Raw genomic sequence first — 15,016 nt, 5'->3', positions numbered from 1 at the left:
AGTCAGCCCCTTAACGTCCAAGATACTTTTCAATGACCTCTTCATTGGCCTGTACTTCTGCCAATGTGCCCTCAGCCAGAATCGCCCCTTGTGCCAGCACCGTTACTTTTTCACTAATGGTATCGATGAAGCTCATATCGTGTTCGATGACCACCAGCGTATGATTCTTTTTCAGTTCCAGACACAGTTCAGCAGTCCGTTCGGTTTCGGCATCGGTCATCCCTGCCACTGGCTCATCCAGTAAAATGAGTTTTGGACGTTGCATGAGTAACATGCCGATCTCAAGCCATTGTTTCTGACCGTGAGATAAAAGTCCTGCAGGTTTGTGAATAAACTCCTGCAAGCGGATTTGCTGTAAGGATTCATCCAGCGCATTTTGTGCATCCGGATCGAGCTTGCTGAAAAAGCTTTTTTTAACACGTTTATCTTTAGGTGCAGCCAAGAGCAAATTTTCCATCACGGTGAAATTTTCAAACACCGTTGGTTTCTGGAATTTACGCCCGATGCCAGCTTCTGCAATTTCTTCAGTACTCATTTTCGCCAGATTATAGGTTTGGCCAAAAAATGCAGAACCTTCAGTAGGACGGGTTTTCCCGGTAATGACATCCATCAACGTGGTTTTACCCGCGCCGTTTGGCCCAATGATGCAGCGCAATTCACCTTCTTCGATATACAGCGATAAATCATTTAAGGCACGGAAAGCATCAAACCAGACACTGACTTTTTCCAGATAAAGTGCGATCCCATGGCTAAAATCTGGCCCTTGCTCTTTTGGTCGGCCATAGCCTTCAGAAGCATGGCCGCCATGAGGTTGTAAAATTTCACTCATTCGCTACGCTCCTTTTTAAAACGGTCAAATAATCCAATCACGCCTTTAGGCAGGAAGATGGTGACCACAATAAATAATGCCCCCAGAATTAATAACCAGGCTTCTGGATAGGCCACAGTAAAGTAAGTTTTAACTGCATTAATTAAGCCTGCACCCAGGATCGGACCGATCAAGGTACCGCGACCGCCAGCCGCTACCCAGACTGCCATTTCAATCGAGTTCACCGGATTCATTTCGCTCGGATTAATAATCCCGGCTTGTGGTACATACAGTGCACCAGCGATACCTGCAATCACAGCAGATAATACCCAGGCTGAAAGCTTGTACCATAAGGTGCGGTAACCTAAATATTGCAGACGGTTTTCACTATCACGAATCGCGCCAAGCACACGACCATAAGGTTTATTCATTAAATGGCGTAGACCAACAAAGCACAGCAATAACACCAGAGCCGTGATAAAACATAGGCTGGCACGCATCGGTGCTGATGTGATGTCCATGCCTAAAATGGTTTTGAAACCGGTAAAACCGTTATTCCCGCCAAAGCCTGTTTCATTGCGGAAGAATAAAAGTGCTGCCGCAAAAGTCATCGCCTGAGTAATAATCGAGAAGTAAACGCCTTTGATTTTTGAGCGGAAAGCAAAGAAGCCGAAAATAAAGGCAATTAGTCCTGGTACCAAGACCACAAGTATCATGGCCCACCAGAAATGATTAGTCCCCACCCAAAACCAGGGTAATTCAGTCCAGCTCAGAAAACGCATAAAGTCAGGCAAACCATCACCTGCTGATTGACGCATTAGATACATCCCAAAGGCATAACCACCCAAGGCAAAGTACAGGCCATGACCTAAACTTAAAATACCGGCATAGCCCCAGACCAGATCAAGTGCTAAAGCCACCAACGCCAGGCACATGATCTTGCCGATCAAAGTGACCCAATAAGCAGACAGATGCAGGCTCGAATCCGCTGGCAATAAATGTAACCATGGCAAGGCCAGTAAAATAACAAAACAGATCGCAATTGCGAGTGCGCTATAAGGTTTATCTGAAAGTAATGATGTGATTTTCATAGGCTTACTCCACAAAGCGTCCTTTAATGGCAAACAAACCTTGTGGACGTTTCTGAATAAACAAAATCACAAGAACCAAGAGAATAATTTTTGCCAATACTGCACCCATACCAATTTCCAGTACGGTTCCACTGACACCTAGTCCCAAAGCGGCAAGAACTGCACCCCATACTTGACCAACACCACCGACAACAACCACAAGGAAAGCATCGATAATGTAGTTCTGGCCCAAATCTGGTCCAACATTACCCACTTGCGCCAAGGCACAGCCGGCAAGACCGGCAAGACCTGAACCCAGACCAAATGCCATCATGTCAATCCGGCTGGATCGGATACCGACAGCACGAGCCATTTGACGGTTTTGCGTTACGGCACGGACAAATAAACCAAAACGGGTTTTATTCAGTAGATAAACAAGTAGCAGCAAGACAGCTACAGTAAAGACAATAATTGCAATACGGTTATAAGGCAGCATCAGGCTTGGAGTAATCGAGATCCCGCCTGAAAGCCATGAAATGTTAGAAACTTCGACATTTTGTGCCCCAAAGATCATCCGCACCACTTGCATCAGGATCAGGCTCACCCCAAAGGTTGCCAATAAGGTTTCCAGTTGACGGCCATATAAAGGACGAATCACGGTACGTTCGATCAGCATGCCAATCGCTGCACTGACAATAAATGCCGCAGGAATCGCTGCGATCAGATACCAATCTACCAAACCACTAAAATGCGATTTAAAGAAACTTTGCACTACATAAGTGGTATACGCCCCGATCATGATCAGCTCGCCATGCGCCATATTAATGACACCAAGCAAGCCATATGTAATGGCTAATCCTAAAGCCGCAAGCAATAAAATACTGGCAGTACTTAAACCGGAAAATACATGTCCAGCCCATTCACTGGCCTGAATTCGGGTTTTGATACTACTTCTGGCATCGACCAGCGCTGCTTTTAAATCAGGATGCAGATTTGGCTGAGCCAGTTCATTTTGAACCAGTGCAAGAACGTCTGGTCTGTTGGAATCTTTTAAAACTTTTGCCGCTTCTATTTTGGTCAGGACATTTTCAGATTGATAATCCAGACGTGCTTTTAACTGGGCAAAACGTGATTTAACCGTATTGTTTTTTTCATTTAAATACATCTGATTGATGGCTTTAGCATCAAGTTCGGACAAGTTATTTTCCAGAATATCAATCGCCTCAAGTCGCTGAGAGGCTTCTTCTGAATTTAATTTCTTTTTTGCTAAACCAAAGGTCAGTGCTTTATTTAAGGTATTTACCAGCGTAATTTGCGATAAATCAGATGGCCAGGTTTCCACGGTTTTTTCGTCAGGATAGCTAACCAGTTTGTCTTCTGCTTCCAGAATATAAGTATTGCCTGAACTATCAGTATAAAGCTGATCTTTTTCAACAAACTCTGCCAGCTGATCAAGTTGTTCAACACTGGCAGGCCACTGGTTTAATAAAGCACGACGAGTGGCAAAGTCCCCACGAACAAACTGCTGAATAGCATCAAGTGACTGTTGAGATGATTGCGATACGGTTGTTTCGCTAGATTGAGTTTCCGCATGCACCATATTGAGACACAAACACTGACTCAAAATTAAAAAAATGGCCGCGAGATTTAGGCGAGTGGACATGAGTGCCCTCCCTATTTATATATTTAACGCTGTCCCGTCCGGGAGATGAAAAACCAGAAAGGCCTACTGCCGGAGCAGCAGGCTTTGGAGGAAATTATTTAGGAATGTATGGGCTCCATGGCTCAGCAGCGATGGTTTTCGGTGTCTTATAAACCACATCAAACTGACCATCACCACGAATCTGACCAATCATCACCGGCTTATGTAAATGATGGTTATTAGCATCCATTTGTAACTGATAGCCAGATGGTGCATCAAAAGTCTGACCTGCCATTGCTTCACGAACTTTATCCACCTCAGTAGAACCGGCTTTTTCTACCGCCTGTTTCCACATATTGATACCCACATAAGTCGCTTCCATCGGGTCATTGGTCACAAACTTGTCTGCATTAGGCAATTTGTATTCCACAGCATACTGTTTCATCTTGCCGCTGAATTCGGTATTTTTCGGATTTTTCACGGACATGAAGTAGTTCCATGCCGCTAAATGACCAACCAATGGTTTTGTATCAATACCACGAAGCTCTTCTTCACCTACAGAGAATGCCATAACTGGAATATCAGAAGCTTTAATGCCCTGGTTACCCAATTCACGATAGAACGGTACATTTGAATCGCCGTTGATGGTTGAGATCACCGCAGTCTTTTTGCCTGCAGCAAATTTTTTCACATTGCCGACAATGGTTTGATAATTACTATGACCAAATGGTGTGTACTCTTCCATGATGTCAGCATCAGCGACGCCTTTAGATTTCAGGAAAGCACGGAGAATTTTGTTAGTCGTACGTGGGTAAACATAGTCTGTACCTAATAAGACAAAGCGTTCTGCTTTACCGCCTTCTTCACTCATCAAATATTCAACAGCCGGAATCGCTTGCTGGTTAGGTGCAGCACCGGTATAGAAAATATTTTTAGACTGTTCCTGACCTTCGTATTGGACTGGATAAAACAATAAGCCATTTAACTCTTCAACCACTGGCAATACCGATTTACGTGATACCGAAGTCCAGCAACCAAAGATGACCGCAACTTTATCCTGAGTGATGAGCTGACGTGCTTTTTCAGCAAATAGTGGCCAATCAGATGCTGGATCAACGATAACCGGTTCAAGCTTTTTACCTAAGACACCCCCATTGGCATTGATTTCATTGATCGCCATCAACGCTGTGTCTTTTAATGAAGTTTCAGAAATGGCCATCGTGCCAGATAAAGAATGCAAAATACCAACTTTAATCGTTTCCCCACTAGTTGCAGCTGCTTTCGGCTCAGAGGTAGCGGCCGTTTTATCTTCAGGCGACTTTGAACAACCTGTTAAAGTCAGTATTCCCAACATTGCAGCAACAATTAAATTTTTAGAAAACTTTTTTTGTTCGACTTTCATGTACTTCTCTCCAACCTTAGTTAGGCTTTTTTAGAAAATTTGAGAGAAGCTATTCAAATACTGTGCCACTTTTAATTTATAATTTTAACCCACTGAATTTCATTATGATTATCTATTTAAAATAAAAATAGAGATTAAATTTTGCACCAATAAATACATGTTGCCCTAAAATAGAAAATAAATTCTGAGGCGAAAAATCAATTAATTATCCTAAAAACACATCAAAATAGCGCAGGCTTTTAAATCAAAATATTAAAATGCTTACTAATGATGCATAAATAAAATGAGCAGAAAATACATCTGCTCATCAATATAATTTATTTTTCATCAATAAAATTTTGCATATGCTGCAAAACTTCCGCCGTCTTTTCACCATGTAGCCAGTGCCCTGCACTTTCAATCACTTCAACCTGTGCATGAGCAAACTGCTGATTGATGGCTTCAAAATGTTCAGGTGTAGAGATATACGATGAATTTCCACCTCTTAAGAATAATGCTGGAAGTTCATTTTTTTCTATCTTATTCCAAGCAGTAATATCTTCATAATGATCAAACAGTGCTTGCACATTAAACAACCACTGCCCTTTATTAAATGATTTTAAAAGAAACTGGATGACCATTTCCTCTTGAATATATTCACGCATAATTTTTGCTGCTTCATTTCGTGAAGCGACTTGCGCCTGTTGGACTGCAAACAAGGCTTTAAATATTTCAGAATGATGATTTTCTTGATATTGAATTGGCGTGATATCTAATACAACCAGTTTTTCAATCAGATCAGACGCCAGGTCTGCCAGCTTCATGGCAATTTTTCCGCCCATTGAATGCCCGACTGCAATAAATTTTTTAATATTTAAACTGGCTAAAGTTTCTAAAATATCTTCGGCCATGATTTGATAATTCACTTCATCAGAATGGCCAGATAAACCATGATTTCTGACATCAATTTGAATCGTAGTTGCCTGCTCTGAAAAATGTCGGGCTAACATACCTAAATTACTTAAACTACCAAATAAACCGTGAATAAATACCATTGGGGCTAAAGTTGATGTTTCATGGGTTTGTATTTGATAATTCAGGATCATTTGAGAATTCCGTGATTTCCTATGTTAGGTGTTAATAGTGGAGTTATATTGGAAGTTAATCAATTGCCAATGACATAATTTAAAATTTTGCTTAGGCTATTTTTATGGAAATAAAATATGCTTAGGCTAAATTGCAATATCTGCTCATAATTGAGTGTCACACTAGATCATTAATAAAAAAATATTTTAAAATTTTTAGGAAATATACGAGTTTTAGAGGTTTATTTGGTATTAAGTTTTAATTATGGGATATGGATTTTGCGAGAATAAATATAAAGTAGAAAATTGCTTAGGCTATTTTAGCGTGCAATGATTTTACCGCCCTTCATTTGAGTAAAAAAGAAACACATAAATATTTAATATTTCTTAATAAATTTCAAAAGTAGCTGATATATACCCGGTAAAATTTGTATATAAATAGATTTTTATAAAGTTTATTTAATGAGTAATTTAAAAAGCACTGAAATCCTTATGCTACGTATCAGAGTATTTATGCATTTTATAAGCAAGCTGAGAGTCGAAAAAACGAGCTAATTTTTTGGCCCTACCCTTTTGATTCATATACCTTCATTCAGGCCAACATCCCTAAATAAGATATGAATATTTAATTTCATTAGCTTCTATATGCTTCATATCTGATAGTTTAAAGTAGTGTATAAAATGTATTCTAAGGCTATCTTATGAACAATTTAGTTAAAAAAAGCATTGAATTCTTAGTGGAACAAGACGTTGTTGAATCAGCAGAATGTGTAATAGCAGAAGCGGGTTTAACTCCAGCAGAATTGATCACGATAGTTTATGGTGAAATTGTTCGAACAAGTCAAATACCTATTATTCCTCAAGTAGGAACTAAGGATTTCAATATAGCTCGATTAACAGCAGCGAGTTCCTTTATTCCAACTGTCAAAGTTTCCACTCCGGAACAGAAGGATGCATTTTTAAATGATGATGGTGGCTATTAAAACTCAAGACGATGCTCTTGCTTTTATAGCTTAATTACACTTCCCTACTCTTACAAAATACTGCGGTGGTCATACCTGAATTATTCATGCTCTGTGCTTGTCGATCCAGAAAGCTTTTAGCAATCATCGCCATTGTGGACGCCATATTGAGTTTATGATTTTCTTCAGAAACTTTTTGAATCTCTTCATAAGCCGTTAAACGCTGGCAGAATGCCTGACGTTGACTTTGTGCATCAGCATTCTGATCTGGATCATCTAAAATATGTTTGGTTTCATTGACTATTTTTGTTTGCATAGCAATAAACTGATCATAATCCGCTTGTGAAAGCTTTTCGGCAAAAGCCATATTGTTCAATTGCATGCAAATAAAGAAAGTACATATTAAAGATGAGGATTTGATCATTTCGAAGGTCTTCTTTTAGTTTTCTTCTTTCCAGACATCTTCATAATCATCTGCATCAATCATGAAGCGGTAGCCCTGCTCTAAAGCCAGATAAGGTAAAACTTCAGGGGCGATATCCTGTAACTCACGCACAGTCATGGTTTCAAAAGCATCTTCATTTGAAGCCAGTTCACCACCATAAATATACCAGCTAATACTTTCTTCTGTCTCAGGCTTTCTACGGATTCCGACAATTGGATCCTGCTTCAGGGTATGTACAGCCACTGCAACGACATCATCACCACTTACTTCTACATAAGCAGAACCGACCTCTTCACACAGCAATTTCTGCTCTGCAATCAGTTCCTGTAATGGTGATAATTTCTGCGTGTTTTTCGACATTCGGTTTGACTCATTAAATTCTTCAAATACCGCTTTAGTTTAGCCTAGTTTTAAAAAATCTAATGCGTATTTTTATAAATAACCTGGAGATCTGTCCTTAAAAATGATTAAAGACAGATCGGAAATTAAGCTTATTGGAAAACTTTGAAGCGTTGATCATCTTCCAGATAATCTTTCGCACGCGCTTCGCCTTCAACTGAACCAAATACCAGTTGAGCACGAAGTTTCCAGTTTTCTGGAATATCCCACTCTGCATGAACCTGCTCATCTACAATCGGATTATAGTGTTGTAAAGATGCACCCAGGCCTTCAGTATGCAAGGCAGTCCAGGTAGAGAACTGAGCAATAGCAGTTGAATGTTCTGCCCAGATTGGGAAATTCTCGGCATAAGATGGGAATTGCTCTTGCAAGCCTTTTACTACATTTTGATCTTCAAAGAATAAAACTGTACCCGTACCTGCAGCAAAGGTTGCCATTTTTGCAGTCGTTTTTGCAGCACTTTCTTCATCTTTGGCATAGCTTTTTAATTTATCAGCGACAAAGCCCCAGAATTTTTCATGTTCGCCATTGAATAAAATAACGGCGCGAGATGATTGTGAGTTAAAAGATGACGGACTTTGCTTGATCGCATTTTGAATCAAATCAGTTAAATATTCAGGAGACTGCTCTACATTTTTACCAATGGCATAAATAGTACGGCGTTTTGTAATTAAATCTAAAAACTGATTCGACATTCGGTTAAATCCTTGGATATATCTTCGGGAAAACTGGAACCTTCACTTATTTTTATGAAGGAAATCTAATGAATAAGAATTCTGTGATTCATTTACTCATTAGTACTGATAGCTTAAAAAAATATGACTGGAATAGCTATATTATTAAAGTAATATCTTTATATATTCTTTTGATAAAGAATAGTTTTTTAATTTATTTTTTATCAAACGATAAAATAAATGCCCTTTTCTGATCCAATTTCTGTTTTAAAATAAGTCACCATGTTCAATGATGTAGCAGAAAGTTGTTTTGATGATAAATATAGAAATTTGCTTAGGCTATTTATTGTCATAAGGGAAATGTCAATCCTTAGAAATCGCTATAAAAAAATCATCCCCCAATTTGGAGGATGAAATTGAATGAATCAGCTTAAATTTTCTTAGAATTTAGCATTAAGCACTTGAGCAGAGACTTTATTTTTCCAAAGATCACGTAAGGTTGGTAAATAGAATTTTTCACCTAGTTCTACCAGTTCAGCATCAATCAAGCCATGCACATCATGCATAAATAGATAATCCAGATCCACACTAGAAAGCTTAAGATGTTTCTTCTGATATTCTCTGCGTTTTTGCTGCGCCTCTTTCACCAACTGATCTGCAAATGTCTTATCTTTATACTGGGTGATCGCATTTAAACGCAATTCAATAATGCCCCACCCTGTTAATAACATCTGAAATGTCTCAAAGTCCTGAGTGGTTGATTCCCAGGTCATTTCATCAAGATTTTCATTTTCCGGGAGAACAGGTAAAAGAAGTTCCATTACACTTGGAAAAATCTTTTTAAAATTCAGAATAAATTTAACAGGATGCTCACCTGGATAATCCTTGAATTGAATCTTTTTTTGAACATCTGTTAAATAAATATCAAGCATTAAATTTTCCTTAAACAACCTGCCACTTTATGGATGTTTATTCATATGCTATAGAAACTCATGCGGAATAAACGACAAAACAGCAGTAAAAACGAACTGCATTTTAGCAGCTATATACGCTTATTCAATGTTAATTCGGTATGAGAAGTCATGAGGATAAGCTTTAGCACTAAAAAACTTCAATAGTTATCGCTAAATATCTTTCTAATACGGTTTGACCCGTAATTTTAAATTCTTTCTTTTATTTGCTCATGGATCTATAAAATTAAGAACTCCTGATGAGGAGAATAAAAAAGCCCACTCACAGAGCAGGCTTAATAAACAATTATGAGTTGAGTTAATCTATCTCACCAGTTTTTCCGGTTCCCATACATTTGACACACTGTTTGGCTTCCACAACGTTATAGCCGGTACCGCTACAGCTGCTACACTTCTTTTTTGTATAATCTGGATATAAATCCTCATCTGGATAGGATTCGTCCAAATCAAAATCATCATCAAAGTCAGTCATCACCCTTACCTCATTTTTCTAGTTATCAGGGAATTTCTATTAGTAATCCTTCATTGCATATCTGTCAAAACATGAACGATAGATGGTTCATAGCATTTAATAAGCAAGCTTAATTGAATGAGAATTTTCCAGAAAAAACATGTGCAATTGATTTTATTAAAATTTGTATGAATAATCCTTAGATATTATAAAGCCCTCATTTAGAGGGCTTTATTATTTAACCATAATTAGAAGACTTATTTTACGTTTGGAGCCACCATATTTTCAGGGCGAACCACCTGATCGAACTGTTCTGCAGTTACCAATCCGAGTTCTACTGCGACCTGTTTTAAGGTTTTACCTTCTTTATAGGCAGTCTTGGCCACTTTAGCTGCATTCTCATAACCAATGACTGGATTCAATGCAGTGACCAGCATTAATGAATCATGCAGGAAGTGCTCAATCTTGTCACGGTTAGGCTCGATTCCGACTGCACAGTTATCGTTAAAGCTGTTACATGCATCGCCAAGCAGTTGAATAGACTGCAACAGGTTATAAGCAATCACTGGCATAAAGACATTCAGCTCAAAATTCCCTGATGCACCGGCCACATTAATTGTCGTGTCATTCCCTAGGACTTGGGCAACTACCATAGTCATGGCTTCACTTTGAGTCGGGTTCACCTTACCCGGCATAATACTTGAACCCGGTTCATTTTCAGGAATACGTAATTCACCAAAACCACAACGTGGTCCACTCGCCAACCAGCGAATATCATTGGCAATTTTATTCAGGCTAACGGCTAAAGTCTTTAAAGCACCTGAAGCAAAAACTGCTGCATCACGGCCGGCCAAAGCTTCGAACTTGTTAGGAGCGGTGACAAAAGGCAAGCCTGTTAATTTAGCCAGAGTATCCGCAGCTTTAACAGCATAATCTGGATGTGCATTGAGGCCTGTACCGACGGCGGTTCCGCCTAATGGCAGTTCATATAACCCTTGCAAAGCCTGATACAGTCGAATTAAAGCATGATCCAGTTGAGAGACATATCCACTGAATTCCTGACCTAAAGTTAAAGGTGTGGCATCCTGAAGATGGGTACGACCGATTTTTACAATCTCGGTAAATTCCTGAGATTTGGCATGCAAGGTATCACGTAAACGTGTCACTGCCGGTATTAGCAGTTCATTTATCTGTAAGCTAGCTGCTACATGAATCGCAGTCGGAAAAGAGTCATTGGTCGATTGAGCGCGGTTGACATGATCATTTGGATGCACAGGCTTTTGTGCACCTAAAGGATTACCCAGCTTCTGGTTAGCAATATTGGCAATCACTTCATTACAGTTCATGTTACTTTGCGTGCCCGAACCGGTTTGCCATACCACTAGCGGGAACTGGCTATCCCATTGACCGCTGATCACTTCATCCGCAGCACCGATGATATAGGTCGATAACTCATGAGGAATCTGGTTTAACTCGGCATTAGTGATCGCAGCTGCTTTCTTGACCAAGCCCATGGCACGAATCATGGCGCGTGGCAAATGCTCATTGCCAATCTTGAAGTTCTGTAGACTACGCTGAGTTTGTGCGCCCCAAAGTGCTTCACTCGGTACAGCGACTTCTCCCATCGTGTCATGTTCAATACGTGTTTGCATGCTCAACCTCAATTGTTATTCCATGTTTTACTCATTTAGACAGCAGCTTCAATGCTGTACTCTATTCATCTTAATGAGTTTGATTAATTTTGCAAATGATAATTATTATCAATAATTAACTTATAGGATTCTTAATCACTGCCCTCTTAACGTATTCTGATAGAACAGCCATTCATCCTCTAACATTTTCCTTAAGGTATAGCGTGGCTGCCAATGTAACAACTGTTGGGCTTTATCCGTATTAGCACCCAGTTGATCCATTTCAGCATGCGGATATGGCAAAGCATCTACTGTAGGAACAGCAGATTGGGTGACTTCTGCAACCTGATCCAGCAAAGTCTGCATTGAAATTAGCTCTCCAGCAATATTAAAGGCTTCGCAAGTCCATTGTTGCTGTTGAGAAAGCCAATGTAGTGATTTGAATACCGCATCACAGACATCCATCACATGCAAAAAGCTGCGTTCTACCGTATAGTCTTCGGTCTTGGCCTGACGGCGCAATTCCAGATATTCACGTTGCTTCGCGCCCACCTGCATGGCCAGAGGCACAATATTCTTTGGTAAAGGTGGCACCCATTCACCTAAAATGCCATTTTCAAAAGCACCTGCGACATTGGAAAGACGTAACATCGCAATACGCCATTCATTATCCGTCTTGGCAGTATCCCGGATGATTTCTTCCACCATCTGCTGTGATTTAATATAAGGATTTGGATAAGTGTAATTGAAAGCCTGATCTTCTTTTAAATCCGTTCCGGAATGGCCATATACAGCCAATGAAGACAAATGCACCAGATTGCGTACTCCAGTACGCTGCATGGCACGCATCAAGCTCATGATACAGCTGACATTATCATTATAATATTCAAGTGGTTTTAAAACTGATTCTTCTAATGATTTAAAGCTGGCAGTATGAATGACAGCCTGTACTGAATTCTGTTCAAAAACTTTATTTAATGCTGGAGTGTTACGGATATCAATTTTGACAAAAGGCACATAGCGGCCGGAAATAAATTCAAGGCGTTCTAAGGTCTGTAGACTGGCATTGGCCAGATTATCGACCACAATGACCTCTAGTCCTTGTGCCATCAGACTTAAAGCAATATGTGAGCCTAAAAAGCCTAAACCACCCGTCACTAAAATCATTGTTTATTAACTCCGCTTTAGAATCAGTATCTTAAATTGATATGGTGTTTATTTGGTGCTTTCTCCGACTTATCCACAGGATCAAAAACGCAAAAACCGACCCAAAATTTCTTCTGAGCCGGCTAATCTGCTCAATAAGTATATTTTATTTTACAGGTCGAACAAAAGTTGATTGTTATGTAATGTATGGAATTCATGACAGTGAATTAAGCCTCATCTTGAGAGCTTTTATTAAATTATAATCTTCAGTTATAAAACTGAAAGGTAGGAAGATGATGCAGGATTGGGTTGATATTGTGAATGGGTGGAAGAAGTAATGAGCATATCAAAACTGGCATCTACAGTAATTCTAGCAACATCGCTTGCTACATTATTCCTTTTTGTCTTTTTATTTTATTTGTATGGTGGTGAGAATGGCGCACTAAAAGATGCTCTATCAACGACTGCTAGTTACTTTGGTGGAATTGCAACTCTCGTGGCTGCTTATATTGCTACGCAATTATTTAATGATTGGAGGGATCAGGAAAAATACAGAATTACATCCAGTCTAGCTCTGGATTGTCTGAAAGACTACTTAGCAGCTAAAGACATGTTATTTTTTTACTTATTTCAGCATGTTTATAATACCCCAGCCATCACCTATAAAGATCTTGATGATTTTTTCTTTCAAACAAATCATAAAATCACCACTCTTAATGAGATTCTTGGAAGGCTTAAAAAAGCTGAAATCGATAAAGAGATAGTTGATTCTTTCTATCTGAAAAACTATTTAGAGATTGCCAAATATATAAGTAGTACTGAAATGCTTAAACAATATAGTAATAATGAACTCAAAGATTATCACGAGAAGTTCATAAATAACGAAAAAATGAAACTCCTGCCTCATAAATTATTGGATATATTAAAAATTGACTAATCTCGATTCCTGTATTCACGTTTGTCGTAATTAAATGAGCCATGCAGCCCTCACCTAGAGGGCTTATCAACTTAGACGATAGCTTTTTTAAGTAGATTAAATGCAGCTTTAGCCGCATTAATAAATCGAAGAATAATTGGAATCCAATAATCAAGATTCGTGAATACCTCTATAATTTCTTTCTTGGCATACTCAATTACCCAGTCCCGTTTTTCTTCACCAGATAAAGTGCTGTTTTTCAGCTTTTCAGCCGCATCCATGTACTTCGCAACCTGGCTTAGAATTGGGCCACCAGATTCAGCAACTTCAAGCGTTGATTTAGCGACTTGTTCAATTGTTAATGCTGTCATTATTTAATCCCTTTTTCATAATCAATCAGCACTTTGGCCACAGCCTTAGCAGCCAACCAGTACCGCGCATTAAATCGAGCAAGTTCATCTTCATTCGAAATAAAGCCAAGCTCTACAATCAAACCGCCAGCATTCACGTATGCCAAGCGGCCACGTGCTGACTTAGATTGATCAATCCAACCGTTGTCACCACGTAACCGACTGCCAAGAGCATCTGCTACAGCTTTGGATAAGTCTTGAGCCAGTTTCTTGTCTTTTGGCAGGGCAATCGTTTCAATGCCATTCGCCTGCTTGGAGGTCGCAGCATTCATGTGAAATTCGACTGCCACACTTGAGCCTTGAATTAATTTTACCGCAGCAGACAATGGATCGTTCTTGATTCCAGTACCATCCGTTTTGACTTGCAACCCTGCTTCACGCAAATAATGAGTCACCGCATTGCGGAAATTGACGACCAGATCGGCTTCTTTCACTTTGCCATTGACTGCACCGGGGTCGGTATTACTATGCCCTGCAGTAATGGTGGCAAAGCCAAGATGTTGATGCAGTTTTGGTTGATAAATCTTCTTACCAAGCCAGGATAAAAACACCATGACCGACCCTGTGATAAATGCATGGTACTCAACAGGGATCACTTTAAAGTCCATCGCCCATTGCAATGATGGAATAACGACAAGCAATAAAAAAGCTCCCAAAATTGGGAGCTTCACAGAAAGATACTTCCAGGCACTTTGTTCAATTAATTTCATTTGACGCTCCAAGTTGCAGCTTTATTTTTAAGCCAGTTTTCGATAAATGTACTTCCAAGAATTCCCAGAGCTGATGCAATTGCAATCAAAGCCAGGGGGTGAATATCGGGAATTTGTAATAAGACCCCACCAGCCAAAACGGATGAAGCTGATCCCAAAATAGTCCGACCCAAAACAAGTCGAACAGTTAGTCTTTCCTCAGATACAAGAAGTTTAGACAGGCCGATGACAGCCCCGATCACGACAAGCATCCAAAATGTTTTTTCATGCTCTTGCATGATTCCCCCTATTTTTTGACATTAAAAAAGCACCTAA

Annotated in this window: 17 protein-coding genes; 2 read left to right on the top strand and 15 right to left on the bottom strand. The window is 39.5% G+C overall.

From position 1 onward, the window contains the following. Positions 1-10: 10 nt before the first annotated feature. From urtD to FTV14_RS07415, 5 genes are all read right to left on the bottom strand, one after another. Positions 11-829 (bottom strand): urea ABC transporter ATP-binding protein UrtD, encoded by an 819-nt coding sequence (urtD, locus tag FTV14_RS07435; protein ID WP_005235559.1) that lies wholly within the window; start codon positions 827-829, stop codon positions 11-13. After that, positions 826-1,899: an urea ABC transporter permease subunit UrtC gene (gene urtC, locus FTV14_RS07430; RefSeq protein ID WP_034705328.1), complete on the bottom strand. Its 1,074-nt coding sequence runs from the start codon at positions 1,897-1,899 to the stop codon at positions 826-828. Before urtC ends, urtD begins: the two co-directional genes overlap by 4 nt. A gap of 4 nt (positions 1,900-1,903) precedes the next feature. Continuing rightward, entirely contained in the window at positions 1,904-3,541 is a 1,638-nt protein-coding gene (gene urtB, locus FTV14_RS07425; RefSeq protein WP_180053667.1) for an urea ABC transporter permease subunit UrtB, read from the bottom strand. Between the two features lie 94 nt (positions 3,542-3,635). Beyond that, a complete protein-coding gene (urtA, locus tag FTV14_RS07420) occupies positions 3,636-4,922 on the bottom strand; it encodes an urea ABC transporter substrate-binding protein (protein ID WP_159123013.1) in 1,287 nt (428 codons plus the stop codon). 317 nt (positions 4,923-5,239) lie between these two features. Beyond that, positions 5,240-6,007, bottom strand: a complete 768-nt coding sequence (locus tag FTV14_RS07415; protein ID WP_005235551.1) for an alpha/beta fold hydrolase — start codon at positions 6,005-6,007, stop codon at positions 5,240-5,242. 680 nt (positions 6,008-6,687) lie between these two features. Between FTV14_RS07415 and FTV14_RS07410 the strand changes: the two genes are divergently transcribed. Further along, positions 6,688-6,969: a damage-inducible protein J gene (locus tag FTV14_RS07410; protein WP_159123011.1), complete on the top strand. Its 282-nt coding sequence runs from the start codon at positions 6,688-6,690 to the stop codon at positions 6,967-6,969. Positions 6,970-7,003: 34 nt separating this feature from the next. Here the strand turns inward: FTV14_RS07410 and FTV14_RS07405 are convergent, their stop codons facing one another. From FTV14_RS07405 to FTV14_RS07375, 7 genes are all read right to left on the bottom strand, one after another. Continuing rightward, positions 7,004-7,372, bottom strand: coding sequence for a hypothetical protein (locus tag FTV14_RS07405; RefSeq protein ID WP_180053666.1), 369 nt, complete (start codon positions 7,370-7,372; stop codon positions 7,004-7,006). 15 nt (positions 7,373-7,387) lie between these two features. Continuing rightward, positions 7,388-7,753 carry a hypothetical protein gene (locus FTV14_RS07400; RefSeq protein ID WP_180053665.1) on the bottom strand — a complete coding sequence of 122 codons (366 nt, stop codon included), beginning with the start codon at positions 7,751-7,753 and terminating at the stop codon, positions 7,388-7,390. 131 nt (positions 7,754-7,884) lie between these two features. Next, complete coding sequence (locus tag FTV14_RS07395) at positions 7,885-8,487, bottom strand: nitroreductase family protein (RefSeq protein ID WP_034706681.1); 603 nt, start codon at positions 8,485-8,487, stop codon at positions 7,885-7,887. Between the two features lie 419 nt (positions 8,488-8,906). Next, positions 8,907-9,398, bottom strand: a complete 492-nt coding sequence (locus FTV14_RS07390) for a hypothetical protein (protein ID WP_034707227.1) — start codon at positions 9,396-9,398, stop codon at positions 8,907-8,909. A gap of 337 nt (positions 9,399-9,735) precedes the next feature. Beyond that, the gene (locus tag FTV14_RS07385) at positions 9,736-9,909 is read right to left on the bottom strand and encodes a hypothetical protein (RefSeq protein ID WP_171431285.1); all 174 of its coding nucleotides are present in this window, start codon (positions 9,907-9,909) and stop codon (positions 9,736-9,738) included. A gap of 236 nt (positions 9,910-10,145) precedes the next feature. Beyond that, positions 10,146-11,540, bottom strand: a complete 1,395-nt coding sequence (gene fumC / locus FTV14_RS07380; protein WP_180053664.1) for a class II fumarate hydratase — start codon at positions 11,538-11,540, stop codon at positions 10,146-10,148. 135 nt (positions 11,541-11,675) lie between these two features. Next, positions 11,676-12,686 (bottom strand): NAD-dependent epimerase/dehydratase family protein, encoded by a 1,011-nt coding sequence (locus FTV14_RS07375; RefSeq protein WP_034706304.1) that lies wholly within the window; start codon positions 12,684-12,686, stop codon positions 11,676-11,678. A gap of 316 nt (positions 12,687-13,002) precedes the next feature. On the opposite strand from FTV14_RS07375, the gene FTV14_RS07370 reads away from it, so the two are divergent. After that, positions 13,003-13,602: a hypothetical protein gene (locus FTV14_RS07370; RefSeq protein WP_180053663.1), complete on the top strand. Its 600-nt coding sequence runs from the start codon at positions 13,003-13,005 to the stop codon at positions 13,600-13,602. A 71-nt stretch (positions 13,603-13,673) separates the two neighbouring features. On the opposite strand, the gene FTV14_RS07365 is transcribed toward FTV14_RS07370, so the two are convergent. The 3 genes from FTV14_RS07365 to FTV14_RS07355 are packed head-to-tail and all read right to left on the bottom strand — an operon-like array spanning position 13,674 to position 14,979. Then, positions 13,674-13,952 carry a hypothetical protein gene (locus tag FTV14_RS07365; RefSeq protein WP_180053662.1) on the bottom strand — a complete coding sequence of 93 codons (279 nt, stop codon included), beginning with the start codon at positions 13,950-13,952 and terminating at the stop codon, positions 13,674-13,676. Continuing rightward, on the bottom strand, positions 13,952-14,701 hold the full coding sequence (locus tag FTV14_RS07360; protein WP_180053661.1) for an N-acetylmuramoyl-L-alanine amidase: 750 nt from the start codon (positions 14,699-14,701) through the stop codon (positions 13,952-13,954). Before FTV14_RS07360 ends, FTV14_RS07365 begins: the two co-directional genes overlap by 1 nt. Then, a complete protein-coding gene (locus FTV14_RS07355; protein WP_100357093.1) occupies positions 14,698-14,979 on the bottom strand; it encodes a phage holin family protein in 282 nt (93 codons plus the stop codon). Before FTV14_RS07355 ends, FTV14_RS07360 begins: the two co-directional genes overlap by 4 nt. Positions 14,980-15,016 lie beyond the last annotated feature (37 nt).

Origin of the sequence: Acinetobacter sp. YH12236 (assembly GCF_013417645.1) — a bacterium.
Classification (GTDB): Bacteria; Pseudomonadota; Gammaproteobacteria; order Pseudomonadales; family Moraxellaceae; genus Acinetobacter.
Note: the sequence above shows the minus strand (reverse complement) of the source record. Positions and strands in the feature narration are given on the sequence as shown.

Excerpts from the sequence above, each read along its gene's own strand:
- urtD (WP_005235559.1), bottom strand. The coding sequence starts at position 829 with ATGAGTGAAATTTTACAACCTCATGGCGGCCATGCTTCTGAAGGCTAT.
- urtC (WP_034705328.1), bottom strand. The coding sequence starts at position 1,899 with ATGAAAATCACATCATTACTTTCAGATAAACCTTATAGCGCACTCGCA.
- urtB (WP_180053667.1), bottom strand. The coding sequence starts at position 3,541 with ATGTCCACTCGCCTAAATCTCGCGGCCATTTTTTTAATTTTGAGTCAG.
- urtA (WP_159123013.1), bottom strand. The coding sequence starts at position 4,922 with ATGAAAGTCGAACAAAAAAAGTTTTCTAAAAATTTAATTGTTGCTGCA.
- FTV14_RS07415 (WP_005235551.1), bottom strand. The coding sequence starts at position 6,007 with ATGATCCTGAATTATCAAATACAAACCCATGAAACATCAACTTTAGCC.
- FTV14_RS07410 (WP_159123011.1), top strand. The coding sequence starts at position 6,688 with ATGAACAATTTAGTTAAAAAAAGCATTGAATTCTTAGTGGAACAAGAC.
- FTV14_RS07405 (WP_180053666.1), bottom strand. The coding sequence starts at position 7,372 with ATGATCAAATCCTCATCTTTAATATGTACTTTCTTTATTTGCATGCAA.
- FTV14_RS07400 (WP_180053665.1), bottom strand. The coding sequence starts at position 7,753 with ATGTCGAAAAACACGCAGAAATTATCACCATTACAGGAACTGATTGCA.
- FTV14_RS07395 (WP_034706681.1), bottom strand. The coding sequence starts at position 8,487 with ATGTCGAATCAGTTTTTAGATTTAATTACAAAACGCCGTACTATTTAT.
- FTV14_RS07390 (WP_034707227.1), bottom strand. The coding sequence starts at position 9,398 with ATGCTTGATATTTATTTAACAGATGTTCAAAAAAAGATTCAATTCAAG.
- FTV14_RS07385 (WP_171431285.1), bottom strand. The coding sequence starts at position 9,909 with ATGACTGACTTTGATGATGATTTTGATTTGGACGAATCCTATCCAGAT.
- fumC (WP_180053664.1), bottom strand. The coding sequence starts at position 11,540 with ATGCAAACACGTATTGAACATGACACGATGGGAGAAGTCGCTGTACCG.
- FTV14_RS07375 (WP_034706304.1), bottom strand. The coding sequence starts at position 12,686 with ATGATTTTAGTGACGGGTGGTTTAGGCTTTTTAGGCTCACATATTGCT.
- FTV14_RS07370 (WP_180053663.1), top strand. The coding sequence starts at position 13,003 with ATGAGCATATCAAAACTGGCATCTACAGTAATTCTAGCAACATCGCTT.
- FTV14_RS07365 (WP_180053662.1), bottom strand. The coding sequence starts at position 13,952 with ATGACAGCATTAACAATTGAACAAGTCGCTAAATCAACGCTTGAAGTT.
- FTV14_RS07360 (WP_180053661.1), bottom strand. The coding sequence starts at position 14,701 with ATGAAATTAATTGAACAAAGTGCCTGGAAGTATCTTTCTGTGAAGCTC.
- FTV14_RS07355 (WP_100357093.1), bottom strand. The coding sequence starts at position 14,979 with ATGCAAGAGCATGAAAAAACATTTTGGATGCTTGTCGTGATCGGGGCT.